At 64.7% G+C, this 23828-nt stretch carries 16 protein-coding genes and 1 tRNA gene; 15 read left to right on the forward strand and 2 right to left on the reverse strand.

Features of this window, described 5'->3' with window-relative positions; genetic code table 11:
* The first annotated feature begins 48 nt into the window (after positions 1-48).
* From V1479_RS06720 to V1479_RS06775, 12 genes are all read left to right on the forward strand, one after another.
* Entirely contained in the window at positions 49-2850 is a 2802-nt protein-coding gene (locus V1479_RS06720) for a flotillin domain-containing protein (protein WP_368802234.1), read from the forward strand.
* Between the two features lie 9 nt (positions 2851-2859).
* A complete protein-coding gene (locus V1479_RS06725; RefSeq protein WP_368802235.1) occupies positions 2860-3297 on the forward strand; it encodes an SRPBCC family protein in 438 nt (145 codons plus the stop codon).
* Between the two features lie 243 nt (positions 3298-3540).
* Positions 3541-4002 (forward strand): SRPBCC family protein, encoded by a 462-nt coding sequence (locus V1479_RS06730; protein ID WP_368802236.1) that lies wholly within the window; start codon positions 3541-3543, stop codon positions 4000-4002.
* Positions 4002-4820 carry an FAD binding domain-containing protein gene (locus tag V1479_RS06735; protein ID WP_368802237.1) on the forward strand — a complete coding sequence of 273 codons (819 nt, stop codon included), beginning with the start codon at positions 4002-4004 and terminating at the stop codon, positions 4818-4820. Before V1479_RS06730 ends, V1479_RS06735 begins: the two co-directional genes overlap by 1 nt.
* A gap of 2 nt (positions 4821-4822) precedes the next feature.
* Positions 4823-5308, forward strand: coding sequence for a (2Fe-2S)-binding protein (locus V1479_RS06740; RefSeq protein WP_173187069.1), 486 nt, complete (start codon positions 4823-4825; stop codon positions 5306-5308).
* Between the two features lie 9 nt (positions 5309-5317).
* Positions 5318-6970 carry a xanthine dehydrogenase family protein molybdopterin-binding subunit gene (locus V1479_RS06745; RefSeq protein WP_368802238.1) on the forward strand — a complete coding sequence of 551 codons (1653 nt, stop codon included), beginning with the start codon at positions 5318-5320 and terminating at the stop codon, positions 6968-6970.
* 1 nt (position 6971) lies between these two features.
* A complete protein-coding gene (locus tag V1479_RS06750; RefSeq protein WP_368802239.1) occupies positions 6972-7997 on the forward strand; it encodes a xanthine dehydrogenase family protein molybdopterin-binding subunit in 1026 nt (341 codons plus the stop codon).
* Between the two features lie 221 nt (positions 7998-8218).
* Positions 8219-9100 (forward strand): AAA family ATPase, encoded by an 882-nt coding sequence (locus tag V1479_RS06755; RefSeq protein ID WP_368802240.1) that lies wholly within the window; start codon positions 8219-8221, stop codon positions 9098-9100.
* The gene (locus tag V1479_RS06760; RefSeq protein WP_368802241.1) at positions 9097-10209 is read left to right on the forward strand and encodes a vWA domain-containing protein; all 1113 of its coding nucleotides are present in this window, start codon (positions 9097-9099) and stop codon (positions 10207-10209) included. The genes V1479_RS06755 and V1479_RS06760 overlap by 4 nt, the downstream gene beginning before the upstream one ends.
* Positions 10206-11087 (forward strand): amidohydrolase family protein, encoded by an 882-nt coding sequence (locus V1479_RS06765; RefSeq protein ID WP_173187060.1) that lies wholly within the window; start codon positions 10206-10208, stop codon positions 11085-11087. Before V1479_RS06760 ends, V1479_RS06765 begins: the two co-directional genes overlap by 4 nt.
* Positions 11088-11114: 27 nt before the next feature.
* The gene (locus V1479_RS06770) at positions 11115-11963 is read left to right on the forward strand and encodes an N-acyl homoserine lactonase family protein (RefSeq protein ID WP_368802242.1); all 849 of its coding nucleotides are present in this window, start codon (positions 11115-11117) and stop codon (positions 11961-11963) included.
* 24 nt (positions 11964-11987) lie between these two features.
* A complete protein-coding gene (locus V1479_RS06775; RefSeq protein WP_368802243.1) occupies positions 11988-13562 on the forward strand; it encodes an isochorismatase family protein in 1575 nt (524 codons plus the stop codon).
* Positions 13563-13708: 146 nt separating this feature from the next.
* On the opposite strand, the gene V1479_RS06780 is transcribed toward V1479_RS06775, so the two are convergent.
* Both V1479_RS06780 and V1479_RS06785 read right to left on the reverse strand, forming a co-directional pair.
* Positions 13709-19567 carry a cadherin-like beta sandwich domain-containing protein gene (locus V1479_RS06780; protein ID WP_368802244.1) on the reverse strand — a complete coding sequence of 1953 codons (5859 nt, stop codon included), beginning with the start codon at positions 19565-19567 and terminating at the stop codon, positions 13709-13711.
* A 464-nt stretch (positions 19568-20031) separates the two neighbouring features.
* Positions 20032-20106 (reverse strand) — tRNA-Thr (locus tag V1479_RS06785).
* A 532-nt stretch (positions 20107-20638) separates the two neighbouring features.
* Here V1479_RS06785 and murA point away from each other — a divergent pair.
* The 3 genes from murA to hisD all read left to right on the forward strand — a co-directional run bounded on the left by murA (position 20639) and on the right by hisD (position 23827).
* On the forward strand, positions 20639-21928 hold the full coding sequence (gene murA, locus V1479_RS06795; RefSeq protein ID WP_173187038.1) for a UDP-N-acetylglucosamine 1-carboxyvinyltransferase: 1290 nt from the start codon (positions 20639-20641) through the stop codon (positions 21926-21928).
* A 146-nt stretch (positions 21929-22074) separates the two neighbouring features.
* Complete coding sequence (locus V1479_RS06800) at positions 22075-22512, forward strand: DUF2948 family protein (protein ID WP_173187036.1); 438 nt, start codon at positions 22075-22077, stop codon at positions 22510-22512.
* Between the two features lie 16 nt (positions 22513-22528).
* The gene (gene hisD, locus V1479_RS06805) at positions 22529-23827 is read left to right on the forward strand and encodes a histidinol dehydrogenase (protein ID WP_368802245.1); all 1299 of its coding nucleotides are present in this window, start codon (positions 22529-22531) and stop codon (positions 23825-23827) included.
* Position 23828: the final 1 nt, after the last annotated feature.

The raw sequence follows: 23828 nt of genomic DNA on the forward strand, positions 1-23828 counted from the left end.
CATGCCGATAGAATTCATCACGTCGGCACCTTCGCGGGAGGGACGAAAATGACTGGACAGATCATCGGCCAGCTCATCCTGTGGCTCATCGCAGCCGTCATAGTCATCGCCATCATCTACTGGGTGATGAACTGGCTCTACCGCCGGTCGACGAAGGAGATAGCCTTCGTGCGGACCGGCTTCCTCGGCGAGAAGGTTGTGATCGACGGCGGCGCCTTCGTATGGCCCATCGTCCACGACGTAACACCGGTCAGCATGAACACGCTGGTGCTGGAGGTCGTCCGCAACAAGGACCAGGCCCTGATTACCCGCGACCGCATGCGCATCGATGTGGAAGCGGAGTTCTATGTGCGGGTGCGGCCGACACGCGAGGCGGTGTCGGTTGCGGCCTCCACGCTGGGCCGGCGAACGCTGGACGCCAAGAACCTGCACGAACTGCTGGTCGGCAAATTTGAAAGCGCCATGCGCGCGGTCGCGGCCGAAATGTCGATGGGCGAAATGCACGAGCAGCGCGGGGTCTATGTCAGCCGCGTTCGCGAGGCGGCGCAGGAAGACCTGTCCCGCAACGGCCTGGAGCTGGAGTCGGTCGCCATCGTCGACATTGACCAGACCGCGCTCGAATATTTCAACCCCTCGAACCGCTTCGATGCCGAAGGTCTGACGGCGCTCATCAAGGACATCGAGGAGCGCCGCACGCTGCGCAACGACATCGAGCAGGGTGCGATGATACAGATCCGTACCCGCAACCTCGAGGCGGAGAAGCAGTCGCTCGAGATCGAGCGCGCCAGCGAAGAAGCGCGACTGGAACAGGAACGCGACGTCGAGTTCCGGCGCGCCCACCAGCGTGCCCAGCTCGCGCGCGAACGCGCCGAACGCGACACCGAGGCCGAAAGCGCGCAGATTACCGCGCGTGAGGCTATCGAGCGGGCGCGCATCGCCAACGAACAGTCGATCGCCGAAAGCCGCATCGCCTCCGAGCGCGAGATCAGGCAGCGCGAGATCGAGCGCCAGCGCGCGATAGACTCTGCCGAAATCACCACGCGCGAGGAGATCGAGAAGGCCCGCATCGCACAGGAGCGTGCGATCAAGGAAGCCCGTATCGACAACGAAAAGGAAACACAGACCCGCGAGATTTCACGCCAGCGCGAAGTCGAGCAGGCCGAGATCGCGGCAAAGGAGTCGACCGAGAAAGCGCGCATCGAACAGGAGCGTGCGGTCGCCGAAAGCCGCATCACGACCGAGCAGGACATCCGCCGGCGCGAGATCGAGCGCAGCCGCGCCATCGAAGAGGCGGAGATCGCCTCACGCGAGGCGACCGAGAAGTTGCGTATTCTCGAAGCTGCGAACACCCACGAAGAGCGCATAGAGACCGACCGCAAGATCCGCGAGCTGGAGATCGGCAAGCAGAAGGCGCTGGAGGAAGCCGAGATCGCCGCGGGACAGGCCACGGAGGCAGCCCGCATCGCGCGCGAAAAGAAGATCGCGGCCGAACGCATCGCCTACGAGCAGGAAACGCGCGAACGCGAAATCGCCCGCAACCGGGCCGTCGACCAGGCCGACATCTCGGCACGCGAGCTGATCGAAAGTGCCCGCATCGAGGTGGAAGCCAAGATCGAGCGCGAGCGCATCGACAGCGAACGCGGCACGCGCGAGCGCGACATCGAACGCAGGCAGATGCTAGACGAGGCGCAGGTCGCGGCCGACGAGGCGGTCGAAGCCGCCCGCATCGCGCAGAGAAAGATGCTCGACTTCGAGCGTATATCTGCAGAACAGGAGACGCGCGAACGCGAGATCGAACGCGAGCGGATCGTCGAGGAGGCCAGCGAACGGCGCATCGTCGAGCTCGCCGCCAGGAAGAGCGAACGTGCCGAAGCGGACGCCAAGGTGCGGCAGGCCGAGATCCTGGCGCAGCGCGACGTGGAGCGCAGCGACATCGCACGCCAGCAGGCGCTGGACGCGGCCAAGCTCGAACGCCAGCGGGCACTGGAACAGCTCGAGATCGCCCGCTTGCAGATGCTTCGCGAGGCCGAGATTGCTTCGAAAGAAGAGATCGAACGCGCCCGCATCGCGTCCGAGCGAGGTCTCGACGAGGCCCGCATCGGCCACGAGACGGAGCGGCGCCGTCTGGAGGTCGAGCGCGAGCGCAATATCGAGAGCGCGCAGATGGAAAAGGCCATCGTGCTCTACCGCAAATCGCTGGAGGAATCGGCTGCCCGTGCCGAGGCCGACATTGCCAGAGCCCGCGCGGCCGAGGCCGAGGAGCAGATCAAGACCGCCCGCGAGACCGAGGAGGCCAACCGTCGCAAGAGCGTCGATGTGCTGATGGCGGAGAAGCGCGCTCAGGAGGAAAAGATCGCCGCCGAGGCCGAGAAGGTCCGCCGCGCGGTCGAGGCCGAGGCGCAGAAGCTGCTCAACGAGGCCGAAAACGTGCTGTCCGATCCGGCCCGGCATTCGCTGTTCCGCCGCAAGCTGCTGGAGCATGTCGAGGGCATCGTTTCGGCCTCCGTCAAGCCGCTGGAGAAGATCCAGGACATCCGCATCATGCAGCTCGACGGCATCGCAGGCGGGCACGGGGGCGAACGGGCCAACATGACCGACGAGGTCATCAACTCGGCGCTTCGCTATCGCGTCCAGGCCCCGCTGGTCGACAGCCTGCTTGCCGACATCGGCATCGAGGGTGGCAACCTGACGAAGCAGGGCGGCCTGATCCGCGAGGCGTCCGACCTGACGCGCATCGCCGGTGAGGTGCAGAAACAGCAGCGCTCTGGAGGTGACGGTGGCTCCAGCGGTGGCGGCAGCGGGTCCGATGGCGGCGGAAAACCGTCGTCCGGTTCGCGGTCGAAGAAATAGGGGCCGGCAATGCCAAGGGTATTCGTCTCCACTGTCATCGACGCGCCGCCCGCCAGGGTTTGGGAGCGGATCAGGGATTTCAACGCGCTGCCGCGCTGGCATCCCCGCATCCGCGAAAGCCGCATCGAAAACGGCGAGCCTTCCGACAAGGTCGGCTGCGTGCGCGATTTCACGCTGCAGAACGGCGACCGCCTACGCGAAAAGCTGCTCGGCCTGTCGGACTACGACATGTTCTGCACCTACGCGATCCTCGAAGGACCGATGCCGCTGACCGATTACGTCGCGACGTTGCGGCTGACCCCGATAACGGATGGCGACCGCACCTTTGCCGAATGGTCGGCCGAGTTCGAGTGCGCCGACGAGGTGGCCGACGACCTCGTCGGGGGGATCGGCACCAATGTTTTCCAGGGCGGCTTCGACGCGCTCAAGCGGCATTTCGGGGGATAGGCGGATGCTTGCCGACGCTGCCTCTTCACGTTGCCCCCCTCTGGCCTGCCGGCCATCTCCCCCACAAGGGGGGAGATCAGCCGTCGGCCGATCTTTCGCCAATCTCCAGCGTTGGAGAGGCAGCGCTGAGCGTGAAGCTGCCGATCTCCCCCCTTGTGGGGGAGATGTCCGGCAGGACAGAGGGGGGCGTGAAGGAACGCAGAGCATTCAGGAGTTGCTATCACCCTGGGAGGTGGCCCCGTTGTGGTGAAGATCGTCAAATCCACCATCATGGAGGCGCCTGTGGAGGCCGTGTGGGAGGTGCTGCGCGACTTCAACGGCCACGACCAGTGGCACCCGGCGGTCGCCGACAGCCACATCGAGCGCGGACAGCCCTCCGACAAGGTCGGATGCGTTCGCCGCTTCCATCTGGCCGATGGTTCGGAACTGCGCGAGCAGCTTCTGACCATGTCCGACATCGACATGGCGTTCTCCTATTGCCTGCTCGATACGCCGATTCCGCTGCTCAACTACGTCGCCCACGTCCGTCTGATCCCGGTCACTGACGGTGACATGACGTTCTGGCATTGGGAGTCGCGCTTCGACACGCCGCCGGGCCGCGAAGCCGAGCTTCAGAAGCAGGTCGGCGAGGAAATCTACGAGGGCGGCTTTCACGCCGTCCGCGCCTTCATGGGGCTCGCGCCCGCATCGCAGGGAGGGGCCTGATGCCCGTGAAAGTGGAGACCTACGATCGCGTTGAGGAGGCCGCGCGCGCCCTCTCGGCAAGCCGTTCGGCGCGTTTTCTTGGTGGTGGCACGCTTGTCATGCGCGCGGTGAATGCCGGCGACCAGTCGTTCGATACGATCATTCGACTGCGCGATCCCGATTTTCGGACGATCAGGATGCAGGGCGACGGTCTCGTCATCGGCGCCGGGGTCACCATGGCCGCGCTCGTCGCCAATCGCGATGCGGCATTCCTCGCACCCGTCGCGCGGGTGATCGGCGGTCCGGCCATCCGCAACATGGCGACCGTTGGCGGAAATTTGTTCGCGAGCGGCAATTACGGCGATCTCGCCGTGGCGCTGCTGGCGCTGGGCGCCACGGTGCAACTCGCCGGCAGCGGGAGCCGCAGCATGCCGATCGACGAGTTCCTGCGCGACCGCGAGCGCCATGCGACCTCCCTGGTCCAGTCGGTCACGGTGCCACGGCCGCGCGACCCCGCCGCATTTCGCTTCACCAAGGTCAGTCGCGTGAAGCCGAAGGGTGTGTCGCTGATGTCGATCGCGGCACTCCTGCCGCAGTCGGGCGGGCGCGTGCAGGGCGCGCGAGTCGCCTATGGCGCAATGGGGCCGACGCCGCTGCGCGCTATTGCGGTCGAGCGTGCGCTTGAAGGACAGGCGCTCGATGCCGCTGCCATCGATCGGGCGGCTGCGCTGGCGGTAGAGGGCATCGCGCCGCCGACCGACGCGCTCGCCTCATCCTGGTATCGGGCGGAGGTGGCCGGTGTGCATCTGAAACGGCTCCTGGCCGGGGAACGGAGATAGGCATGGCGAAGAAACCGGTCCAGTTTCGTCTCAACGGCTCGGAAAAGGCGGTGTTCGTCGACGACGGGCAGAACCTTCTCGACGTACTGCGTCGCGGCGTCGGCGACCTGACCCCGAAATATGGCTGCGGGCAGGGAACCTGCGGCACCTGCACGGTGCTGATCGATGGCGAGCCGCATCTGTCATGCCTGACGCTCGCCGAAACCATCGACGGCCGGCAGGTCTCCACCACCGCCGGGCTTGCGCGCGGCAGCGAGCTTCATCCGCTGCAGGCCGCCTTCATGGATGGGTTTGCTGCCCAGTGCGGCTACTGCACGCCGGGCATGCTCATGGCCGCGAGCGCGCTGCTGGAGCGTAACCCGGACCCTTCGCGCGAGGACATCGTGGAAGCCATCTCCGGCAATATCTGCCGCTGCACCGGCTACGAGCCGATCATCAACGCGATCCTTGCCGCGGCGAAGGCCGGCGGCGCACGGCGCTACGGGTAGGTGAGCCAAATGAGCATCGAGTTCCGCAAGGAATATTTCGCCGACGAGCGCGACGACAACCTGAATGAGGTCGGCAAGCCGACCCAGCGCCAGGATGCGCTTGGCCATGTCACCGGCAGGTCGCCCTATTTCGACGACCATCTCTTCGACGGACTGCTTCACATCCGCTGCGTGAGAAGCCCGCACCATCACGCGCGCATCCGGCGCATCGATACAAGCGAAGCAGAACGCATGCCGGGTGTGGTGAGGATCATCACCGGCAAGGATGTGCCGCATAACCTCAACACGCTGCTGTCGCTGCTCGACTTCGGCCTCGATGACGAGCCGCTGCTTTCCGACAAGAAGGTCGCTTACAAGGGCGAGCCGGTGGCGGCGGTGATCGCCGAGAGCGAGCGGGCGGCACGCGACGCGGTCGCGAAGGTGCGGGTCGACTGGGAGGAGCTTCCTGCCGTCTTCGACGTGGAGGAAGCGGTCAAGCCGGGCGCGCCGGTGGTCAACGAGGTCTACCCGAAGAACCTCTTCGTCTATCACGGCCGCTACGACCACCAGAAGCTGCGCTACGGCGACGTGGAAGCCGGTTTCCGTCAGGCCGATCGCATCATCGAGGGGCGATACCAGATGTCGCCGATCGAGCAGGCGCCGACGGAAACCTGCGGCGCGATCGCTGCCCCCGAGACAAATGACCGCTACGTCGTCTACACATCCACGCAGGCGCTGTTCTTCTCGCTCGACACCACGTCGAAGCTGCTCAAGACGCCGTCCAACCGGCTGCATTTCATCGGCGGTACCGTGGGCGGCGGCTTCGGCGGCAAAGTCGATTCCCTACACGAGCCGATGGCGGTGCTGGGCACCATGCTGACCGGCCGGCCATGCAAATACATCTTCGACCGCGAGGAGGAGATGCAGGTGGGCGCACCGCGCGGCGCGGAACGCTGGTATCTCAAGGACGGTGTGATGAATGACGGGCGCATCGTCGCCCGCAAGTTCGTCGGCTATTTCGACAGCGGTGCCTACACGCGGCTTTCCAGCTACGCCATCATCAAGGGTGTGGGGCACCTGCCCGGGCCATACACCATCCCCAACGTCTATGCCGACGTCTATTGCGTCTTCACCAACCGCACGCCGGCCACAGCCATGCGCGGCTTCGGCATTACCGGTGTCGATTTCGCCATCGAGGCGCATATGGACAAGGTGGCACACGAGGTCGGCATCGATCCAATCGAACTGCGCATTCTCAACGCCTATCGCGACGGCGATATGAAGGCGCATCGCCGTCTCGCCAAGAACACGGCGCTGATCGAGTGCTGCCAGGTGGCTGCCGAAAAGGCCAAGTGGCCGATCAGCCAGGCGGCCAGCCAGGCATCGTCACTGCGCGATGGCGGCGGCGAGCGCGGCCGGCTGCCGGCCCATACGGCGACCGACCAGAACGGTCTCGTCACCGGGTTCACCGCCCAGAGTTACGCCAAGAAGTCCAGGGCCACGCAGCCATCCGCGACACCGCCGCCCCAGATGCCGCGGCACGAGAGTGCGCCGGTGACACCGCGTGTCGAACAGCCCCGGCCGCAGCCTGCGCGACCCGCTTCTGCGCCGCCCCCGCCACCGGCCGCAACCGAACAACGGCACACGCGGTTTTCCTCCATCTCCGGCCTCAGGAGGCGATGACATGACGATCCATCGCGGACGCGGCTTTGCCTCGATCAACTATCCCATCGGCATGAATCTCGGTGGCGACCCCTCGCAGGCGCTCGTGCACTCCAATCCCGGCGGCAAGTTCATGGTGGCGCTGTCTTCCATCGATCTCGGCCAGGGCATGAAGTCGGTCACCAGACAGATCGCTGCCGAAACGCTCGGCGTGCCGGTAGAAGACGTCTATGTAGATACGGCCGACTCCGACACCGGCCCGCACTGCATGGGCTCCTTCGCCTCGCGCGGGACGCACCGCGTCGGCAATGCCGTCATTCAGGCCGCGCAGGAAGCGCGCGCGGTCATGCTCGAAGCGGCGGCCGAGGAACTGGAGGTCGACCCCGCCGATCTCGTCACCGACGGCAAGGGCAACATCCACGTGAAGGGCGCGCCCTCGAAATCGATCACCACGGCGGAAGCTTGCGGCGCGGCGCAGTTCAAGCAAGGCCGCACCGTTTCGGGGCGCGGCATCTTCCTGATCCCGCTGTCGGAGGTGGACGCGGATACCGGCGAGATGACGCCGGTGTCCTGTTTTGCCCATGCCGCGCTGATCGTCGACGTCGATGTCGACGACGAGACGGGGGAAATCGATGTCATCCAGATGAACAGTGCCTATGAGCTCGGGCGAGCGCTCAACCCGCGCCTTGTCGAACAGCAGCTCGTGGGTGGGGCCTGGATGGGTATGAGCCATGCCGCATGGGAGACCACGGAACCCTACTATCCCGAACGCAGCCACGGTCCGCTCGACTTCAACACCTATCTGATGCCCGGGCCGGGCGACATCGCCCCGCATAACATCGCGATCCTCGAGCGTCCCGCGCCGGATGGCCCTTTTGGCGGCAAGGGGCCGGGCGAAATGTGCGCCAATCCGGTGCTGCCGGCGATGGTCAATGCCGTTTTCAACGCCGTCGGGGTCCGCATCGACGAATTGCCCATCACGCCGGAAAAGGTGCTGCGCGGCATCCGCGCCAATGGCGGTGCGCAGCCGCAGGGCCGGCGGGGTTGAGGGGCTTCTAGGATGCAGGTGCTCTACGTTGCCCCCCTCTGTCCTGCCGGACATCTCCCCCACGAGGGGGGAGATCGGCAGCTTCGACCTCGCCGCTTCTCCTGCGGCGCTGACGACTGGCGAAAGCAGCGCGGCCGGCTGATCTCCCCCCTCGTGGGGGAGATGTCCGGCAGGACAGAGGGGGGTGCGAAGGAACGCGACGGTGACCAGCGGGGTGCCCCATGCCGATAAGGCGCTCCATCGTCGGCATAGACAGCCCCGATCGCCTCGCGACCTCGCTGCGCGACGCGCAGTATCTGGCCGATGACAGCCTGGCGACGGCGGCCTATCTCGCACTGGCGCTCGGCAAGCCGCTGCTGCTGGAGGGGGCGCCGGGGGTCGGCAAGACCGAGGGTGCAAAGGCCATCGCCTCCGTGCTCGGACGCCAGCTCGTGCGGCTGCAATGTTACGAGGGAATCGATTCCGCCCACGCGCTTTACGAGTGGAACTATCCGCGCCAGATGCTGGCGATCCGGCAGGCGCGGGAGGAGTTCGTCAACATCTATGCCGACGATTTCCTCATCGCGCGGCCCATGCTGGAGGCGCTGCGCCATCCGCGCGACACGGTGCTGCTGATCGACGAGATCGACCGCGCCGACCATGAGTTCGAAGCGTTCCTGCTGGAGTTCCTGTCCGATTTCTCGATCTCGATTCCCGAGCGCGGGACGATCCGCGCTCAGGAGCATCCGGTGGTCGTGCTGACATCTAACCGCACCCGCGAGCTTCATGAGGCCTTGCGGCGGCGCTGCGTCTATCACTGGATCGATTATCCCCATCCGACGCGCGAGGCGGAGATCGTGATGATGCGCGCCAGCCAGGTCGCGCACGACACGGCCTATCGCGTGGTCGCGGCGGTCGGTGCGCTGCGTGCCGAGCCGCTTGCGAAGCCTCCCGGCGTTGCGGAAACCGTGGAGTGGGCCGAAGCAGCGACCTTGCTGCACGAGCAGGGCGCTGCGTGGCCGGCGGCGTTCCGGCGGGCCATCGGTGTGGCGTTGAAGGACCAGGACGACCTGACCTTTCTCGAATCCCGCCTGGACGACATGCTGCGGGAGGCTGCGGCGTGAACGATCCGCTCCCCCGTCCGCTTCTGCCATTCGTCGAATTCGCGACCCTGCTGCGAATGAATGGTTTCGCGGTTGCGCCGGAGCAGACCCAGACATTTGTCGCTGCGGTGGGACTGCTCGGTCCGCGCTCGATGGAGGAGATTCACCGCGCAGCCCTCGCCACAATCGGCCCGTCGCCGGATCGCCGCGACGAGTTCGATGCGCTGTTTCGACTGGCCTTCCTCGGACAATCGCTCCCGGCCGCGACCGGCGAGCCGGACGAGGACGAACTGGAGGCCTATGACGATCGCGACGGCGGTATGGAGCCGCCCGAAACCGACGAGGCCGAAGAGTCTGGCGGCACGCCGACGGGGGCGGAGCGCTTGTTCAATCGCCGCTTTGCCGAGCTCTCGGAGGCTGAGGCGCTGCGCCGTTTCCGCCGCCGCGCGCCATCGGAACTACCGCGCAGGCGCTCGCGGCGGCTTGTCGCGGGTAAGGGGCGCGGGCGTCTCGACATGCGCGGCGCACTGCGCGAAGCGGTCGCGCGCGATGGCGAGGTCGTGCATCTGCCGACGCTCGATCGCAGGCAGCGCCGTCGGCGTATCTTGCTGCTGATCGACGTGTCCGGATCGATGAAGGACAACACCGACACCTATCTGCGCTTTGCCCATGCCTTGGCGCAGGCGACGGACAGGCTCGAGGTCTTCACGCTCGGAACCCGTCTTACGCGCATCACGCGGGCGCTCCGTCGGCGCAGCCGCGACCAGGCGCTTGGGCTCGCCTCGACGCTCGTGGCGGACTGGGATGGCGGCACGCGGCTTGGCGATGCCTTGCAGGCATTCCTCGCCGTGCCGCGCTTTTCCGGTTTTTCGCGCGGGGCGCTGGTCGTCGTTCTTTCCGACGGATTGGAGCGCGGCGACCACACCGCCATGACCGATGCGATGCAACGCTTGGCGCGGCTTGCATGGCGCATCCTGTGGCTGAGCCCGCTTGCCGGCGGTGCGGCCTATACCGCCGAGACCGGCGCGCTCAGATCGGTGCTGCCATTCATCGACCGGCTCGGCGATGGAACGAGCGCGCGAAGCGTGTGCGCAGAGGTGCTCGGCTTCGAACGGAGACTGTCTGCATGAAGATCATCGACGCGCATCATCATATCTGGCGGCAAGCGGATCTGCCCTGGCTTCTCGGGCCCACCCAGCCGCGCATCTTCGGCGCCTATGACGCGATCAAGCGCGACTACCCGATCGAAGAATATCTGGAGGACATTGCGGGAAGCGGCGTCGAGAAATCCGTCTACGTGCAGGCGAACTGGGCGCCCAACTGGGCCGAGGATGAGGTTGCGTGGGTGCAGGAAGCGGCCGACCGCACGGGATGGCCGCATGCGATCGTCGGCTATTGCGACATGACGGTTCCGGACGCGCGGCCCGCCCTCGACAAGCTTGCGAAATATCCGCTGATGCGCGGCATCCGCCAGCAGTTCCACTGGCACGAGAACGAGCAGTACCGTTTCGCCAGCACGCCCGACCTATGTCGTGACGCCAACGTGCAGCGCAACGTCGCCTATCTGAAGGATTACGACTGGAGCTTCGACCTGCAGGTCTTTGCCGACCAGATGGACGGGGCGGCCGAGCTTGCGGAAGCATGCCCCAAGATCACGTTCATCCTCCAGCATGCCGGCATGCTGGAGGACCTTTCCGACGACGGCCGCGCCACGTGGAAGGCGCAGATGCGCAAGCTTGCAAAGCAGGAGAACGTCGTCTCGAAACTTTCGGCCTTCGGCACCTTCATCCACCAGAACGACACTGCGCACATCGAGCGCATCCTGCACGACACCGTCGCGATCTTCGGCGCGAAACGCTGCCTCTACGGCTCCAATTTCCCCATCGAGAAACTGTGGACCAGCTACGGGGAGCTCATGCGCGCCTTCCTGAAGGCCGCGAACGACCTCAGCGCGGGACGGCAGAAAGCGATCTTTTACGACACGGCAAAGCGGGTCTACCGGCTTTGAGCATCAGGCAAGGGAGGGAGAGGGACCATGGCTCTTGAAATCAAGGTTCTCGACTATGGCGACATCGAGCTCGAATCGAGCTTCCTCGTGCTCGGCCGCAACTGCGGGATCAGGGCGCGTGTCTACACCTATGGGTTTCTGATCCTCGGCGGGCAGTATCCGATCGTTGTCGACACCGGATTCCGCGACAACGCGATCATGGAAACGCTTGGCATGCGCGGCCTGCAGTTCCATGAGCAGATGATCGAGAACCAGCTTGCCCGGCACGGGGTGAAGCCCGGCGACGTCCGCTACATCTGCCATACGCATCTGCACATCGACCACGCCGGCAAGGACGACCATTTCCCGATGAACACGACGGTGGTGATAAACCGCCGTGAGATGGAATGCTCGGTCTCGGGGCTCATGCATCCGCAATATCCGAAGCCTGACATCATGCATCTCGTAGAACGGCTGCACACGCCCGGCGCGCTGCGCTTCGAGGATCTGGAGCTTTCGGGGCCGGTGGAGCTGATCCCGGGTGTGGTTCTGGAGGCCGCCAACGCCCACACCGAGGGCTCGATGAACGTCCATGTCGAGACCGCCGAGGGCCGCGCCACCATCTGCGGTGATGTGATCTACGACATCCAGAACCAGATCGTCGAACCGTTCCATCAGATCCAGGCCAACGAGCCGCAGGTCACCGGCAACCATGCCGGATCGAAACGCTCGGAAAAGGCTGCGATCAAGAAGCTGCTTAACGGTTCGCGTTTCCTGCTGCCGGTGCACGACAAGCCGGCCAAGGTGGAAAACGGCCAGATCGTCGGCCGGCTCGACATGGCCGTGCCGGGCCCGGTGAGCCAGACGGTGCACCGCCGCAACTGGTTCCCGGTCTAGGTTCGGCGATACGAGGAGGGGACAATGGCGCACGACGCAGCAAGACCGCATTTCCGCGATCTGATCGACGAACACGCGCCGGTGCGGCAGATCGGGTCCGGCTTCATCTTCACCGAGGGGCCGATCTGGCATCCGCTCGAGCATCATCTGCTGTTCTCGGACATGCCCGGCGATGTGCGCCGGCGCTGGGACCGCGACGGCGTGCGGGAGGTCATGCGGCCGGCCAACAAGGGCAACGGCATGACCTACGATGCCGACCTCAACCTGCTGGTTTGCGAGCACGCCACGTCGAGCGTAGCGCGGTTCGGGCCTGACGGCCGCCGCGATGTCGTTGCCAGCCATTTCGATGGCAAGGAGCTGAACAGTCCGAACGATCTGTGCGTACACTCCAGCGGGGCGATTTATTTCTCCGACCCATGGTACGGCCGCATGGCGCATTACGGCGTGGAGCGACCGCGCCAGCTCGGCTGGCAGGGCGTGTTCCGCATCCCGCCCGGACAGGTCGGCGGCGAACCACAATTGCTGGTCGACCGCTACCTCTTCAGCCAGCCCAACGGACTGTGTTTCTCGCCCGACGAGACGCTGCTCTATGTGAACGACACCGAGCAGTGCAACATCCGTGTCTTCGACGTGAAGCCGGACGGCACGCTGGGCGGCGGCCGCCTGTTGGCCTCTGGCATCAAGGATACGCTGAAGCCGGGCGTGCCCGACGGCATGAAGTGCGACGCGGACGGCAACGTCTGGGTGACGGCGCCGGGCGGTGTATGGGTCTACGATCCTGCAGGGCAGCTTCTCGGCAAGGTGTCCATTCCCGAACTCCCGGCCAACCTGCACTGGGGCGGGGAAGACTGGCGCACGCTGTTCGTGTGCGCGTCGACCTCGGTCTATGCCGTGGACGTCAAGATCGGCCCGCGTATCGAACCTTTCATGCGCGCGCGTGCTGCTGCGCGGTCGGCACCATCCGCCGCCGCGGCCGGCGATGGCAGCTTCAAGCTCGACACGTCGCGCTGCGCACTCATCATCCAGGACATGCAGAACGATGTGGTGATGGAAGGCGGAGCGTTCGCCGATTCGGGATCGCCGCAGCATTGCCGCGAGCAGAACGCGATCGAGAATGCGCGCCGTCTAGCCCAGCATTGCCGCGCCATAGGTATCCCGGTGATCCATGTCTGGTTCGAAGTGGACAATGCCGGTCGCGGCATGACGCTCAATGCGCCGCTGTTCGAGAACACCATGCAGGCCAACGCGCTGGTGAAAGGCAGTTGGGGCGCTCAGCCCGTGCCGGGGCTGGAAGCGCAGGCGGGCGACCATGTCGTCTCCAAGAACCGCATGAGCGCCTGGGAAGGCACTAGCCTGGAAACCGTGCTCAAGGCCGAGGGCCGGGACACCATCATCGAGACCGGCGCGTGGACCAACATGTCCATCGAGCACACGGCCCGGACCGGCGCCGACAAGGGCTACATCATGATCGTGCCGGAGGATGCCTGCTCGACCATGAACGCCGACTGGCACCGCGCCTCGATTGACTACGCGTTGCAGAACGTCGCCGCCGTGACCACGACCGACGAGGTCTTGCGGGCACTCGGAGCGACCGGCTAGGGCGTTCCGCCGCCGTTGGCACGACGCATCATCGCATGTGCTGCGACATTGTCGGCAAGCCGACCGGCATCGCCGACACCTGCCGGGCCAATCAGGTAGGATATCGGCAACGACGGGCGTCAGCGTGTCCCGACACGCGGGTCTACCTAGAAGCGCTTACCGATCTGCAATCCGAATGCGTGGTCCTGCTGGTCGCTGCCAAATGCGGTCCGGTAGTCGAAGCCCAGGGTCCAGTCCTGCGAGAGGTCCGCATCGAGCGAAAGCCCAAGCGTCACATAGTTCCGCTTGGATGGCTCGATCTCCAGCCAGTAGGGCAGGTGATCGAGATCGATGTAGCCTAGATTGATCCGGCTCGACCCTGCAAAATCATGCGTGTATTCGACGCGCGCGCCGGGCTTCAGCGTGCCCCAGGGCATCTTGAAGGCATATTGCGCGCGCAGGCCGATCACCCCTGAAACGGTATCGATGCTCTGGTCCCCATAGCGCAGGCCGAAGTCGCCGCCTCCTTCTTCCGCAAACCCGTCGAGCCACGTCCGGGAGAGTTCCACCCGGCCATAGGGTGAAAGAAGCCAGGTGTCGTCACGGAATTCGTATGCCGCCGTCAGCGAACCGAATAGCTGATGGCCCGACCGGCTGCCGTTGGCGAAGTCTCCGGTTGCCGAGACATAGCGGCGGCTGTCGAAATCGAGCCAGCTCCCGCCAACCAGGCCATCAAGGAAGAAATTGTCGAACGGCTTGTAGCTCCCATAGATGGCAGCGCTGTAGGCGTGGCCCGTGCTCTGCGTGCCGTTGTCACCGACATCCGTACGGTCGCGACCGAAGCCGACACCGAAGCCGGCGACGAACTTCGGCGAGAAGCGGTAATCGACACCGGCGCTGACGCCAACCATCGTGTGGTCGAGATCGAGCGCGCCATCGTCGCTCTCGCCAAAATTGATATAGCCGCCTGTCCAGACCGCGAAGGCGCCCAGATCCATGCCGCCGCTGCCGTTGGGCATCTCAGGTTCGGCGTTCGAACCAAAGGCGTCGCTTGGCGCTCTTCCATCGCTTGTCGATGCATAGCCGAGGAGCCCCGGAACATCGTGAGCCCGTTCGACAAGCTGCTGGATTTCGCGGTCGCCGCGCTTTTCCTTCGCATTGTAGCCGAGGCTCAGGTTCATGCTGCTTCTGCGCCTGTCGCCTTCATCGTGCAGCTGCTCAAGCCTGTCGTTGAAATTCTGCGTCTGGGCCTGGGCGAAGCGCCTTGCTGCATCCGTCTGCGCATTCAGGAGCCCTATAACCTCGGGGTCCTGCGCAGGGTTCGGGCGGCCGACGATCGTGAAGGCAATTGTTCCCGGTGCCGACATTCCGGTCGCGTTCGAAAGCGTGAAGCGGACATCCGCCCCACCCGCATAGGTCGAGCTGGAGGCAAAAAGGAGACGGTATGTCTGCCCGTCACGCTCTACGCGGGCCGATCCCGCATCGGGATTGGAGAGGTCGACGATTGCGGCATCCGTGAACGGGCCGCCGGTCGCGCCTTGTGTAAGGTCGACCGACGCCGTCTCGCCGGCATTGATTTCGATTTCGCGCGAAACCACTGTCGGCACCGGTTGCGCCCGCATCGCGGTGACCGTGTAGGTTCGGGTCGTTGTGCCGTCTCCAGCGGTGACAACAACAGAAATCGCGGTGGAGCCGACAGGCAAGGCGATTGCCTGGCTGACGCCGCCAGACGTCACACTCTGCCCATTGACCGTGATCGTCGCATTAGCGTCGTCGGCGGTTGGCGTCAGCGCGATGCTCTCGACGGCGTTGGCGACCGCCACAGCGTAGTCGAAGCTGTCGGGGTTGAAGCCCGGATCGAGTGCGCCGACGCTCGGCGTCAGGCTGGCAAGCTTTGCATTGGACGATGCCGCACGGGTGACCGTGACGGTGTAGGTGCGCGTCGTCGTTGCATCCCCGGCGGTGACGACAACCTCAATGACGGTCGATCCGACAGCCAGGGCGATCGCTTGGCTGGCGCTTCCGGACACGACATTTTGCCCGTTAACGGTGATGGTTACGTTGGGCTCGGCTGCCGTCGGCGTCAGCGCGATGCTGTCGGTCGAATTGTCGACCGCGACCGCGTAGGCCGCCGTTGACGGGCTGAAAGCTGGGTCGAGGGTACCCGCGCTGGGCGTCAGGCTTGCAAGCGTGGCATCGGCCGATGCTGCACGGGTTACCGTCACCGTATAGGTCTGCGTCGTCACGCCATCCTCCGCAGTCACGACGACGGGGATTACGGTCGAGCCGACTGCCAACGCGACTGATTGGCTTGCACTTCCGGAAACAACGCTTTGTCCATCGACGGTTATGCTCGCGTTCGAGCCGGCTGCAGTTGGGGTGAGGGCGATGTTGTCGATCGCATTGTAGACAGCAACGTCATAACCGGTGGTTGCGGGGCCGAAGGCCGGATCGAGGGTGCCCGCACTGGGCGTCAGGCTCGTAAGCGTGGCATCGGCCGATGCCGCGCGCGTAACCGCCACCGTATATGTCTGCGTGGTGACGCCGTCTTCCGCGGTCACGACGACCGGGATTGCAGTAGCGCCCACTGCCAATGCGAGTGGCTGACTGGCATTGCCGGAAGTCACGGCCTGGCCGCCGACGGTTATGCTCGCGTTCGGCTCGGCTGTCGTTGGCGTCAGCGTCAGGCTGTCGGTCGAGTTGTCCACGGCGACCGCATAGGTCGTCGTTGCCGGGTCGAAGGCGGGGTCGAGTGAACCAGTGCTTGGCGCAAGGCTCGCAAGCGTCGCGTCGGTGGATGCGGCGCGGGTGACCGTAACCGTGTAGGTCTGCGTCGTGGCGCCGTCCTCAGCGGTCACGACCACCCCAATTGGTGTGGAACCTACTGCCAGCGCGATTTGCTGGCTGGTGCTGCCGGACGCCACCGCCTGTCCGTCGACGGCGATTGTCGCATTGGCATCTGCTGCCGTTGGTGTCAGCGTGATGCTGTCGGTCGCATTGTCCACGGCAACAGCATAGGCCGTGGTTGACGGATCGAATGCGGGAGCGAGCGTGCCGGCGCTCGCTGCCAGGTTGGATAGCGTCGCGTCGGCAGAGCCACCGCGCACCCATGGCGTCCCTGACGTGTAAGCGGCAACCATCGCATTGCCGGCGCCGTCGCCGATAGACCCGTCTGCCAGGACGTCCATCCGCAGGGAGCCGGTGCCGGATATGCCCGTGATGGATACGACGTAGGTTATGTTGTCGGCTGTGGCGACCCCGCTGATGGTCCCGGAAACCGCCCCTGATGTTGTGAGTGCGAAATCCGAGGCATCGACACCGGTAACCGGCTCGGCGAATGACACCGAGAAATCGGCCGTGGTTGCATCTGGCAGCGGGCTGCCACTCACCGCACTGGACAGTACCGTGGGCGCTACCGCGTCAACGAGGACACCGCTCGTGCTACCCACGTTGTTGAGAGCAAGGTCTGCGGGCGTAGCAGAGGCGTTTGCGATGGTGCCGCCATCGAGCTCGATGGCGCTTCCCACTTGAATGCCATTCGTGTCCAGATCGCCCGGATTGACGGTGTACCGGAATACGAGCGCATTCGATCCGCTGCCGGACAAATAGTAGGCATCGGACGTCGTTGCTCCGATTGTGATGGGAACGCTCGGTGTACCCCCCGAGGTATTGACCACGACGCTCTCGTTGAAGTTCACTAAAAAGAAGAGAACATCTCCGGCACGATAGGACGCGTTTGCGGGAACACTCACCGAGCTGACAATCGGCGGCACCCCTGCATTCACTTGCAGCGAATAGGCTTGGCTGCCCGTAAACGGACCGGTTCCAGTGCTGCCGTCGGTAGCGGTGACGGTGAAGTTGAAGGTGCCGTTTCCCGTCGGTGTACCGGAGAGCACACCTGAGGAGCTCAGGTTAATGCCCGAAGGCAGGGCGCCAGCAGCAATCGAATAAGTATAAGGCGCCGTGCCGCCACTGGCGGTAACGGTCTGCGCGTAGGCGACACCTTGAGTGGCGGAAGGCAGCGTGCCGGGGCTCAGGGCGATGACGGGCGCCGCGACGGTGAGCGTATAGGCCCTGCTGCCGGTGTACGGCCCGATTCCGCCGCTGTCGTCAGTGGCGGTAATGGTGAAATTGAATGTCCCGCCCGCCGTAGGGGTACCGGAAAGCACGCCCACCGAACTCAGGTTCATGCCCGACGGCAAGGCGCCGGCCGTAACGGCATAACTATATGGTGCTGTTCCGCCACTGGCGGTCAAGGACTGGCTATAGGACGCCGCGACGGTTGCGGCAGGCAATGTAGCTGGGCTCACCGTTACAGTCGGCGCAGCGACGGCAATCGTGTAGGCTCTGCTTCCGGTATATGGTCCGGTTCCGCCGCTGCTGTCGGTCGCGGTGATGGTGAAATTGAACGTACCCTCTGCCGTTGGCGTGCCCGACAGTGCGCCTGCGGAGGTCAATGTCAGGCCCCCAGGCAACGCGCCGGCGGTGACGACATAGGTGTATGGACCCGTCCCACCGCTGGCGGTGACGGTTTCACTGTAGGTCGCCCCCACCGTTGTTGCGGAAAGGCTGGCAGGAGCCAGGGTGATCGTGGGTACGGCATCGTCGTTGACGATGGTGCCCACGCCCTGGCCATCGCCCAGGATAGCGTTTGTCACGTTGGTGATGTTGACGAAAAACGTCTCATTGGGTTCGTTGGTCGTATCACCGTAGACATCAACATTGAAGCTATACGTGCTCCCCCCTGGCGCGATGTAGGCACCCACGAGGCTGGTTGCTTCGTAGTCCTCGCCTGCTGTCGCTGTGCCGTCGGCCGTTGCGATGTCGAACGTTACACCACCGGGTCCGGCAGGCTGGCTGAGCGATATTGTGAACGATATCGCTTGAGTTCCGGAGTCCTCCTCGGGAATGGTGACATTGTTGATCGTCAGAACCCCAAAGTCGTCGTTCAGGATCGTGCCTGTGGCAGAGGAAGGTGCACCGACGGTATAGCCTGAGCCGCTCTGTATGCTAATGATTACGGTCTCATCCGCCTCCGCGATGGGATCGGCAAACGAATCTATCACCACGATGCCGCTCGTCGAGCCGGACGGAATGAGCACGGTCAAGGTCGCACCGTCATAATCGCTACCATCCGCGCTGCCGCTGTAACCGAGATTGACGAGAGTGGGGGTCGCCAGGTTCTGGCTGCGCGTGACCGTGTAAACCAGATTGGCTGCGCCGTCCTCACTCACCGAGGCCGGGCTGACGCTGATGGACACTGACGGTGCCGGTGCAACCGTCAAAGTAAAGTTCTCAAGCTCAAAATAGACACCCGGTCCAGTGCTGGAATCCGTGACCCGCAGCGTCAGAGGGTAAGATCCGGGCGCGCTGGAAGTGGTGCCGCTGAGAAGGCCGCTGCTGGACAGGGATATCCCCGCCGGCAAAAGGCCGCTCTCCACAGCGAAGGTATGAGGCGCTACACCGCCGCTGGCGAAGATGGTCTGCGAGAACGATACGCCCTGAATGGCCGTCGCCGATGTCGGGGCAATGGAGATCGTCGGGTTCAGCACCGTGCCGGTGTAGCCCTTGTCGACAAACTGGCCGATGTTGTCGGTCGCCCTCACGGCAAAGGCGTAACCACCGCGCTGCGTCGGGGTTCCGCTCAGCAGTCCCCCGGAAGTCAGGGAGATTCCGACAGGGAGCGATCCTGACTGGAGGCTGTAGGTGTAAGGCGCAGTACCGCCAGTTGCCGACAGCGACTGGCTGAACGCGGTTCCTGCGGTCATACTCGGGAGCGAGCCTGGCGAAACGGTGATCGGCGAGACCGGCGGGTCGATGGTTATGTTGACAGTCACGACACCCAGGTCGTTGTCTTCAAGGGCGAACTGATCGCTCGTCGCCGCATCGCCGCTATGTGCATAGGTGACGAACTGTATACCGCCGCTATTGCTGCCGATGGTCACCGTGCCATGCTGGGCGAACGGTGCGATCGGCCCGCTCATGCCGCCGTCGAACGGTCCGTCACAAGCGCTGACGTCGATCATTACCGATCCGCCATTGGCAACGGTAGCGTTTATCGTCGGGCAATAGACGGACGGCGCGGCGAAAGCCGTATTGGGCAACGGCAACAACAGCATGGCCGTGAGGGACATACAGAAAAGGACGGCAAGTCTTCCGAAGGCCGCATGCAATTTGCCGGTGAGCCGACCGCGCGGTGCCGGCCGCGGCGGGAGACGCAGAAAGGCAGAAAAAACTGCCCATATGGACAGGTGAGCCCTGTCCACAGGCCGCCAAACTTCTTGCATCTCCAGTTCCCCTCGTAGTTGCCTGAATATTGGGCGGAGATCGCAAAGTCGCCCAATATGCGCCAACATAAAGCCACGAACAGCCTCATGGCAACCACAGGTGGTATGATGCCGCCGTAAAATTGTGCTCCCGCGCGGCGGCACGACCAGGCGGACGCGAAAGCCTCCGGCGGATAAAAGCTGGTTCAGTCCATGGGATAAAATGGTGCTGCGAGAGAGGATTGAACTCTCGACCTCTCCCTTACCAAGGGAGTGCTCTACCACTGAGCTACCGCAGCAGGCCGTGAATGCGGCGGACTTCTGCCACAAGCGCCGGCCAAGCGCAAGCGCGGATCGGTGCATTCTTGAGCGCGTTTCGCATTGGGTGCCGCACCGGCGACCGATCCTGCAAATCGGGCGGCTTGAGCGCGGGCGCGCCTGTGCTGTAGGCTGCGCCGCCAGATGAACACAATTTGCTTTTAGCCGGGGTATTCCCGATTGAACCCGCCACGCGTGCCCTCACCGACCGATTCCGCGTCGAAACAGACCGAAGAGCAGGACAGGAAGGCCGCGCGGCTTGCCCAGAAGCTGCGGGCAAACCTTCAAAGGCGAAAGGCGCAGGCGCGATCGAGAGGGGAAGGCGGGGCCGATTCGCGCCCCGAAGGATTGTTGAAGGGGGAAGGGGACGACAGCGAATGAGCCGGCTTGCCGGTGCCGCTTCGCAATTGCTTCCCCCACGATCCGGTTGAATCAGACCGCCCGCCGCGCTAGACGGGCCGGCCTCGGACCATTGGACGCAAGCATGCCGGCAGGCCGGCGAGGGGACCACGCATGGATCGTATCAGGATAGTCGGCGGCAAGGAACTGAACGGGTCGATCCCGATCTCCGGCGCCAAGAACGCCGCCCTCCCGCTGATGATCGCATCGCTCCTGACCGACGAGACGCTCAGCCTCGAAAACGTGCCGCATCTGGCCGATGTCGAGCAGCTCACGCGCATCCTCGGCAATCACGGTGTCGACTATTCGGTCAACGGCCGCCGCGAGGCGCAGAATTCGACCTATGCCCGCACCGTGAACTTCACCGCCCGCAATATCGTCGACACCGTGGCGCCCTATGAGCTGGTGTCGAAGATGCGCGCGTCGTTCTGGGTCATCGGTCCGCTGCTGGCGCGCATGGGCGAGGCCCGCGTCTCGCTGCCGGGCGGCTGTGCCATCGGCACGAGGCCCGTCGACCTCTTCATCGACGGTCTGCGAGCGCTGGGTGCGGAGATCGAGATCGAGCAGGGCTACGTCCACGCCAGCGCGCCCAAGGGCCTGATCGGCGACCGTTATGTATTCCCCAAGGTCTCCGTCGGCGCGACCCATGTGCTGATGATGGCGGCGTCTCTCGCGCGCGGCCAGACGGTTCTGGAGAACGCTGCCCGCGAGCCGGAGATCGTCAATCTTGCCGAATGCCTGAACGCGATGGGCGCGCGCATCTCCGGCGCCGGCACTTCGACTATCGTGATCGACGGCGTCACCTCGCTGTCGGGCGCGACGCACCAGGTTATCCCCGACCGCATCGAGACCGGCACCTACGCCATGGCGGTCGCCATGACGGGTGGCGATGTTGTGCTGGAAGGCGCGCGCGCCGACCTTCTGGAAGACGCGCTCGACGCCGTTTCGCGCGCCGGGGCCGAAATCACGCCGCTCAACTCCGGTATCCGCGTCCGCCGAAACGGTGCCGGCATCCTGCCGGTCGATGTCACGACCGAACCTTTCCCCGGCTTCCCGACCGACCTGCAGGCCCAGTTCATGGGCTTGATGACGCGCGCGGCAGGCCGCTCGCGCATCACCGAGACCATTTTCGAGAACCGCTTCATGCATGTGCAGGAGCTCGCGCGTCTCGGCGCAAAGATCACGCTGTCGGGGCAGACGGCCATCGTCGACGGGGTGCCGCAGCTCAAGGGCGCACCGGTGATGGCGACCGACCTGCGCGCCTCGGTTTCGCTCGTGATTGCCGGGCTTGCCGCCGAGGGCGAGACCGTCGTCAACCGCGTCTATCATCTCGACCGCGGCTTCGAGCGGCTGGAAGAGAAACTCTCCGGTTGCGGCGCGACGATCGAGCGCCTGTCTTCATAGGGCCCCAAGGCATTAGGGCCGTGGGGAAACGGGTGGTTGTTTCCCTACTGCCTTACTCCCCTATTCCCTCTCATCCTGTTGCGCCGCACATCAAGACGGCCTAACACCGGAACTGAACGGTTCCGGCCCTCGCGGATTGCGTATCGATGTCACAACTGAAGCTTGTCGCGCTCGACGAACAGGATCTACAGGTCATCTCTGCCCACACGCAGGATGCCGTGATGAAGGTCGCCGACCTGTCCTACCTTGCCGCGGAGAAGCGTTTCGTGGCCGCGATCAACCGCTTCGCCTGGGAGGCGAAGAAGGGGTTCTTCTCGCGCCACAACGAACGACGTCGCAGCGCGCTGCATTTCGAGAGCGTTCGCGGCGTCAAGCTGACGGGCATCGATCGCAGCAAGGCCGACGATGTGCTGTCGCTGCTGGCGATCCGCTTCGAACCGGGCGCAGAGGCGCCGGCCGGTTCGATCGAACTCACCTTCTCCGGCGGTGCCGCGATCCGGCTGGAGGTGGACTACATCGAAGCGCGCCTTGCCGATCTTGGCGCTGCATGGGAAACACCGTCCCGCCCCGTCCATACGGGTTGAGGGAGTTCTACCGACCATGCCATTACGCCTCGACCGATCCGCTACCGGTTTCGAAGCCGACTTCGCCGCATTCCTCGCCACCAAGCGGGAAGTGTCGGAGGACGTCGACACGGTCGTGCGCGATATCATCGCGCGCGTTCGGGAAGAGGGCGACGCGGCGCTCATCGACTATACTAGGCGGTTCGACCGGCTCGATCTCTCCAAAACGGGCATAGCCGTAAGCGAAGCCGAGGTCGACGCGGCAATGGCCGAAGTCGATGCCGATACGCTTGCTGCCCTGCGTTTCGCACATGAGCGCATCACCGCTCACCATGCGCGCCAGATGCCGCAGGACGACCGTTATGTCGATCCGGTCGGCGTCGAGCTTGGCTCGCGCTGGACCGCGGTCGAAGCTGTCGGCCTGTACGTGCCGGGCGGCACCGCAAGCTATCCGAGTTCAGTGCTGATGAACGCCGTGCCGGCCAGGGTTGCGGGTGTCGAGCGTATCGTCATGACGGTTCCTTCGCCGGACGGACAGCTAAACCCGCTCGTTCTTGCCGCAGCCCGGCTTGCCGGAGTGTCCGAAATCTACCGTGTCGGCGGCGCGCAGGCGGTTGCCGCCCTTGCCTATGGCACCGAGACCATCGCGCCGGTGGCGAAGATCGTCGGTCCGGGCAACGCCTATGTCGCCGCCGCCAAGCGCCGCGTGTTCGGCACGGTCGGCATAGACATGATCGCCGGCCCGTCCGAGGTGCTGGTGATTGCCGATGGCAACAACGACCCGTCATGGCTGGCCGCCGACCTGCTCGCGCAGGCCGAGCACGACGCTGCCGCACAGTCAATCCTGATAACCGACGATGCAGGGCTCGCCGACGCGGTCGAGGCCGAGGTGGAGCGCCAACTGGCGCGCCTGCCGCGCGGCGAGATGGCAGCTGCAAGCTGGCGCGACTTCGGTGCGATCATCATCGTGGCGGATCTCGCCGATGCCGTGCCGCTCGCAAACCGCATCGCGGCCGAGCATCTCGAGCTCGCGATGGACGACGCCGAAAACTACGTCGAAAAAATCCGCAACGCGGGCGCGGTTTTTCTCGGCCGCCACACGCCCGAGGTGATCGGCGACTATGTCGGCGGTTCCAATCACGTTTTGCCGACTGCGCGGTCGGCGCGTTTCTCGTCTGGTCTCTCGGTGCTCGATTTCGTCAAGCGCACGTCTCTCCTGAAGCTAGGACCCGAGCAGTTGCGCCTGCTGGCGCCTGCTGCAATCGCGCTCGCGCGCGCCGAGAATCTGGACGGCCATGCGGCTTCCGTCGCAATCCGGCTCAATCCCGAAAGCTAGG

Origin of the sequence: Neoaquamicrobium sediminum, from assembly GCF_040970315.1 — a bacterium.
Lineage (GTDB): Bacteria > Pseudomonadota > Alphaproteobacteria > Rhizobiales > Rhizobiaceae > Aerobium > Aerobium sediminum.

Coding starts and splice junctions, on each gene's coding strand:
- V1479_RS06800 (WP_173187036.1), top strand. CDS start 22,075: ATGTCACAACTGAAGCTTGTCGCGCTCGACGAACAGGATCTACAGGTC.
- murA (WP_173187038.1), top strand. CDS start 20,639: ATGGATCGTATCAGGATAGTCGGCGGCAAGGAACTGAACGGGTCGATC.
- V1479_RS06775 (WP_368802243.1), top strand. CDS start 11,988: ATGGCGCACGACGCAGCAAGACCGCATTTCCGCGATCTGATCGACGAA.
- V1479_RS06735 (WP_368802237.1), top strand. CDS start 4,002: ATGCCCGTGAAAGTGGAGACCTACGATCGCGTTGAGGAGGCCGCGCGC.
- V1479_RS06740 (WP_173187069.1), top strand. CDS start 4,823: ATGGCGAAGAAACCGGTCCAGTTTCGTCTCAACGGCTCGGAAAAGGCG.
- V1479_RS06725 (WP_368802235.1), top strand. CDS start 2,860: ATGCCAAGGGTATTCGTCTCCACTGTCATCGACGCGCCGCCCGCCAGG.
- V1479_RS06780 (WP_368802244.1), bottom strand. CDS start 19,567: ATGATCGACGTCAGCGCTTGTGACGGACCGTTCGACGGCGGCATGAGC.
- V1479_RS06755 (WP_368802240.1), top strand. CDS start 8,219: ATGCCGATAAGGCGCTCCATCGTCGGCATAGACAGCCCCGATCGCCTC.
- V1479_RS06770 (WP_368802242.1), top strand. CDS start 11,115: ATGGCTCTTGAAATCAAGGTTCTCGACTATGGCGACATCGAGCTCGAA.
- V1479_RS06765 (WP_173187060.1), top strand. CDS start 10,206: ATGAAGATCATCGACGCGCATCATCATATCTGGCGGCAAGCGGATCTG.
- V1479_RS06745 (WP_368802238.1), top strand. CDS start 5,318: ATGAGCATCGAGTTCCGCAAGGAATATTTCGCCGACGAGCGCGACGAC.
- V1479_RS06750 (WP_368802239.1), top strand. CDS start 6,972: ATGACGATCCATCGCGGACGCGGCTTTGCCTCGATCAACTATCCCATC.
- V1479_RS06720 (WP_368802234.1), top strand. CDS start 49: ATGACTGGACAGATCATCGGCCAGCTCATCCTGTGGCTCATCGCAGCC.
- hisD (WP_368802245.1), top strand. CDS start 22,529: ATGCCATTACGCCTCGACCGATCCGCTACCGGTTTCGAAGCCGACTTC.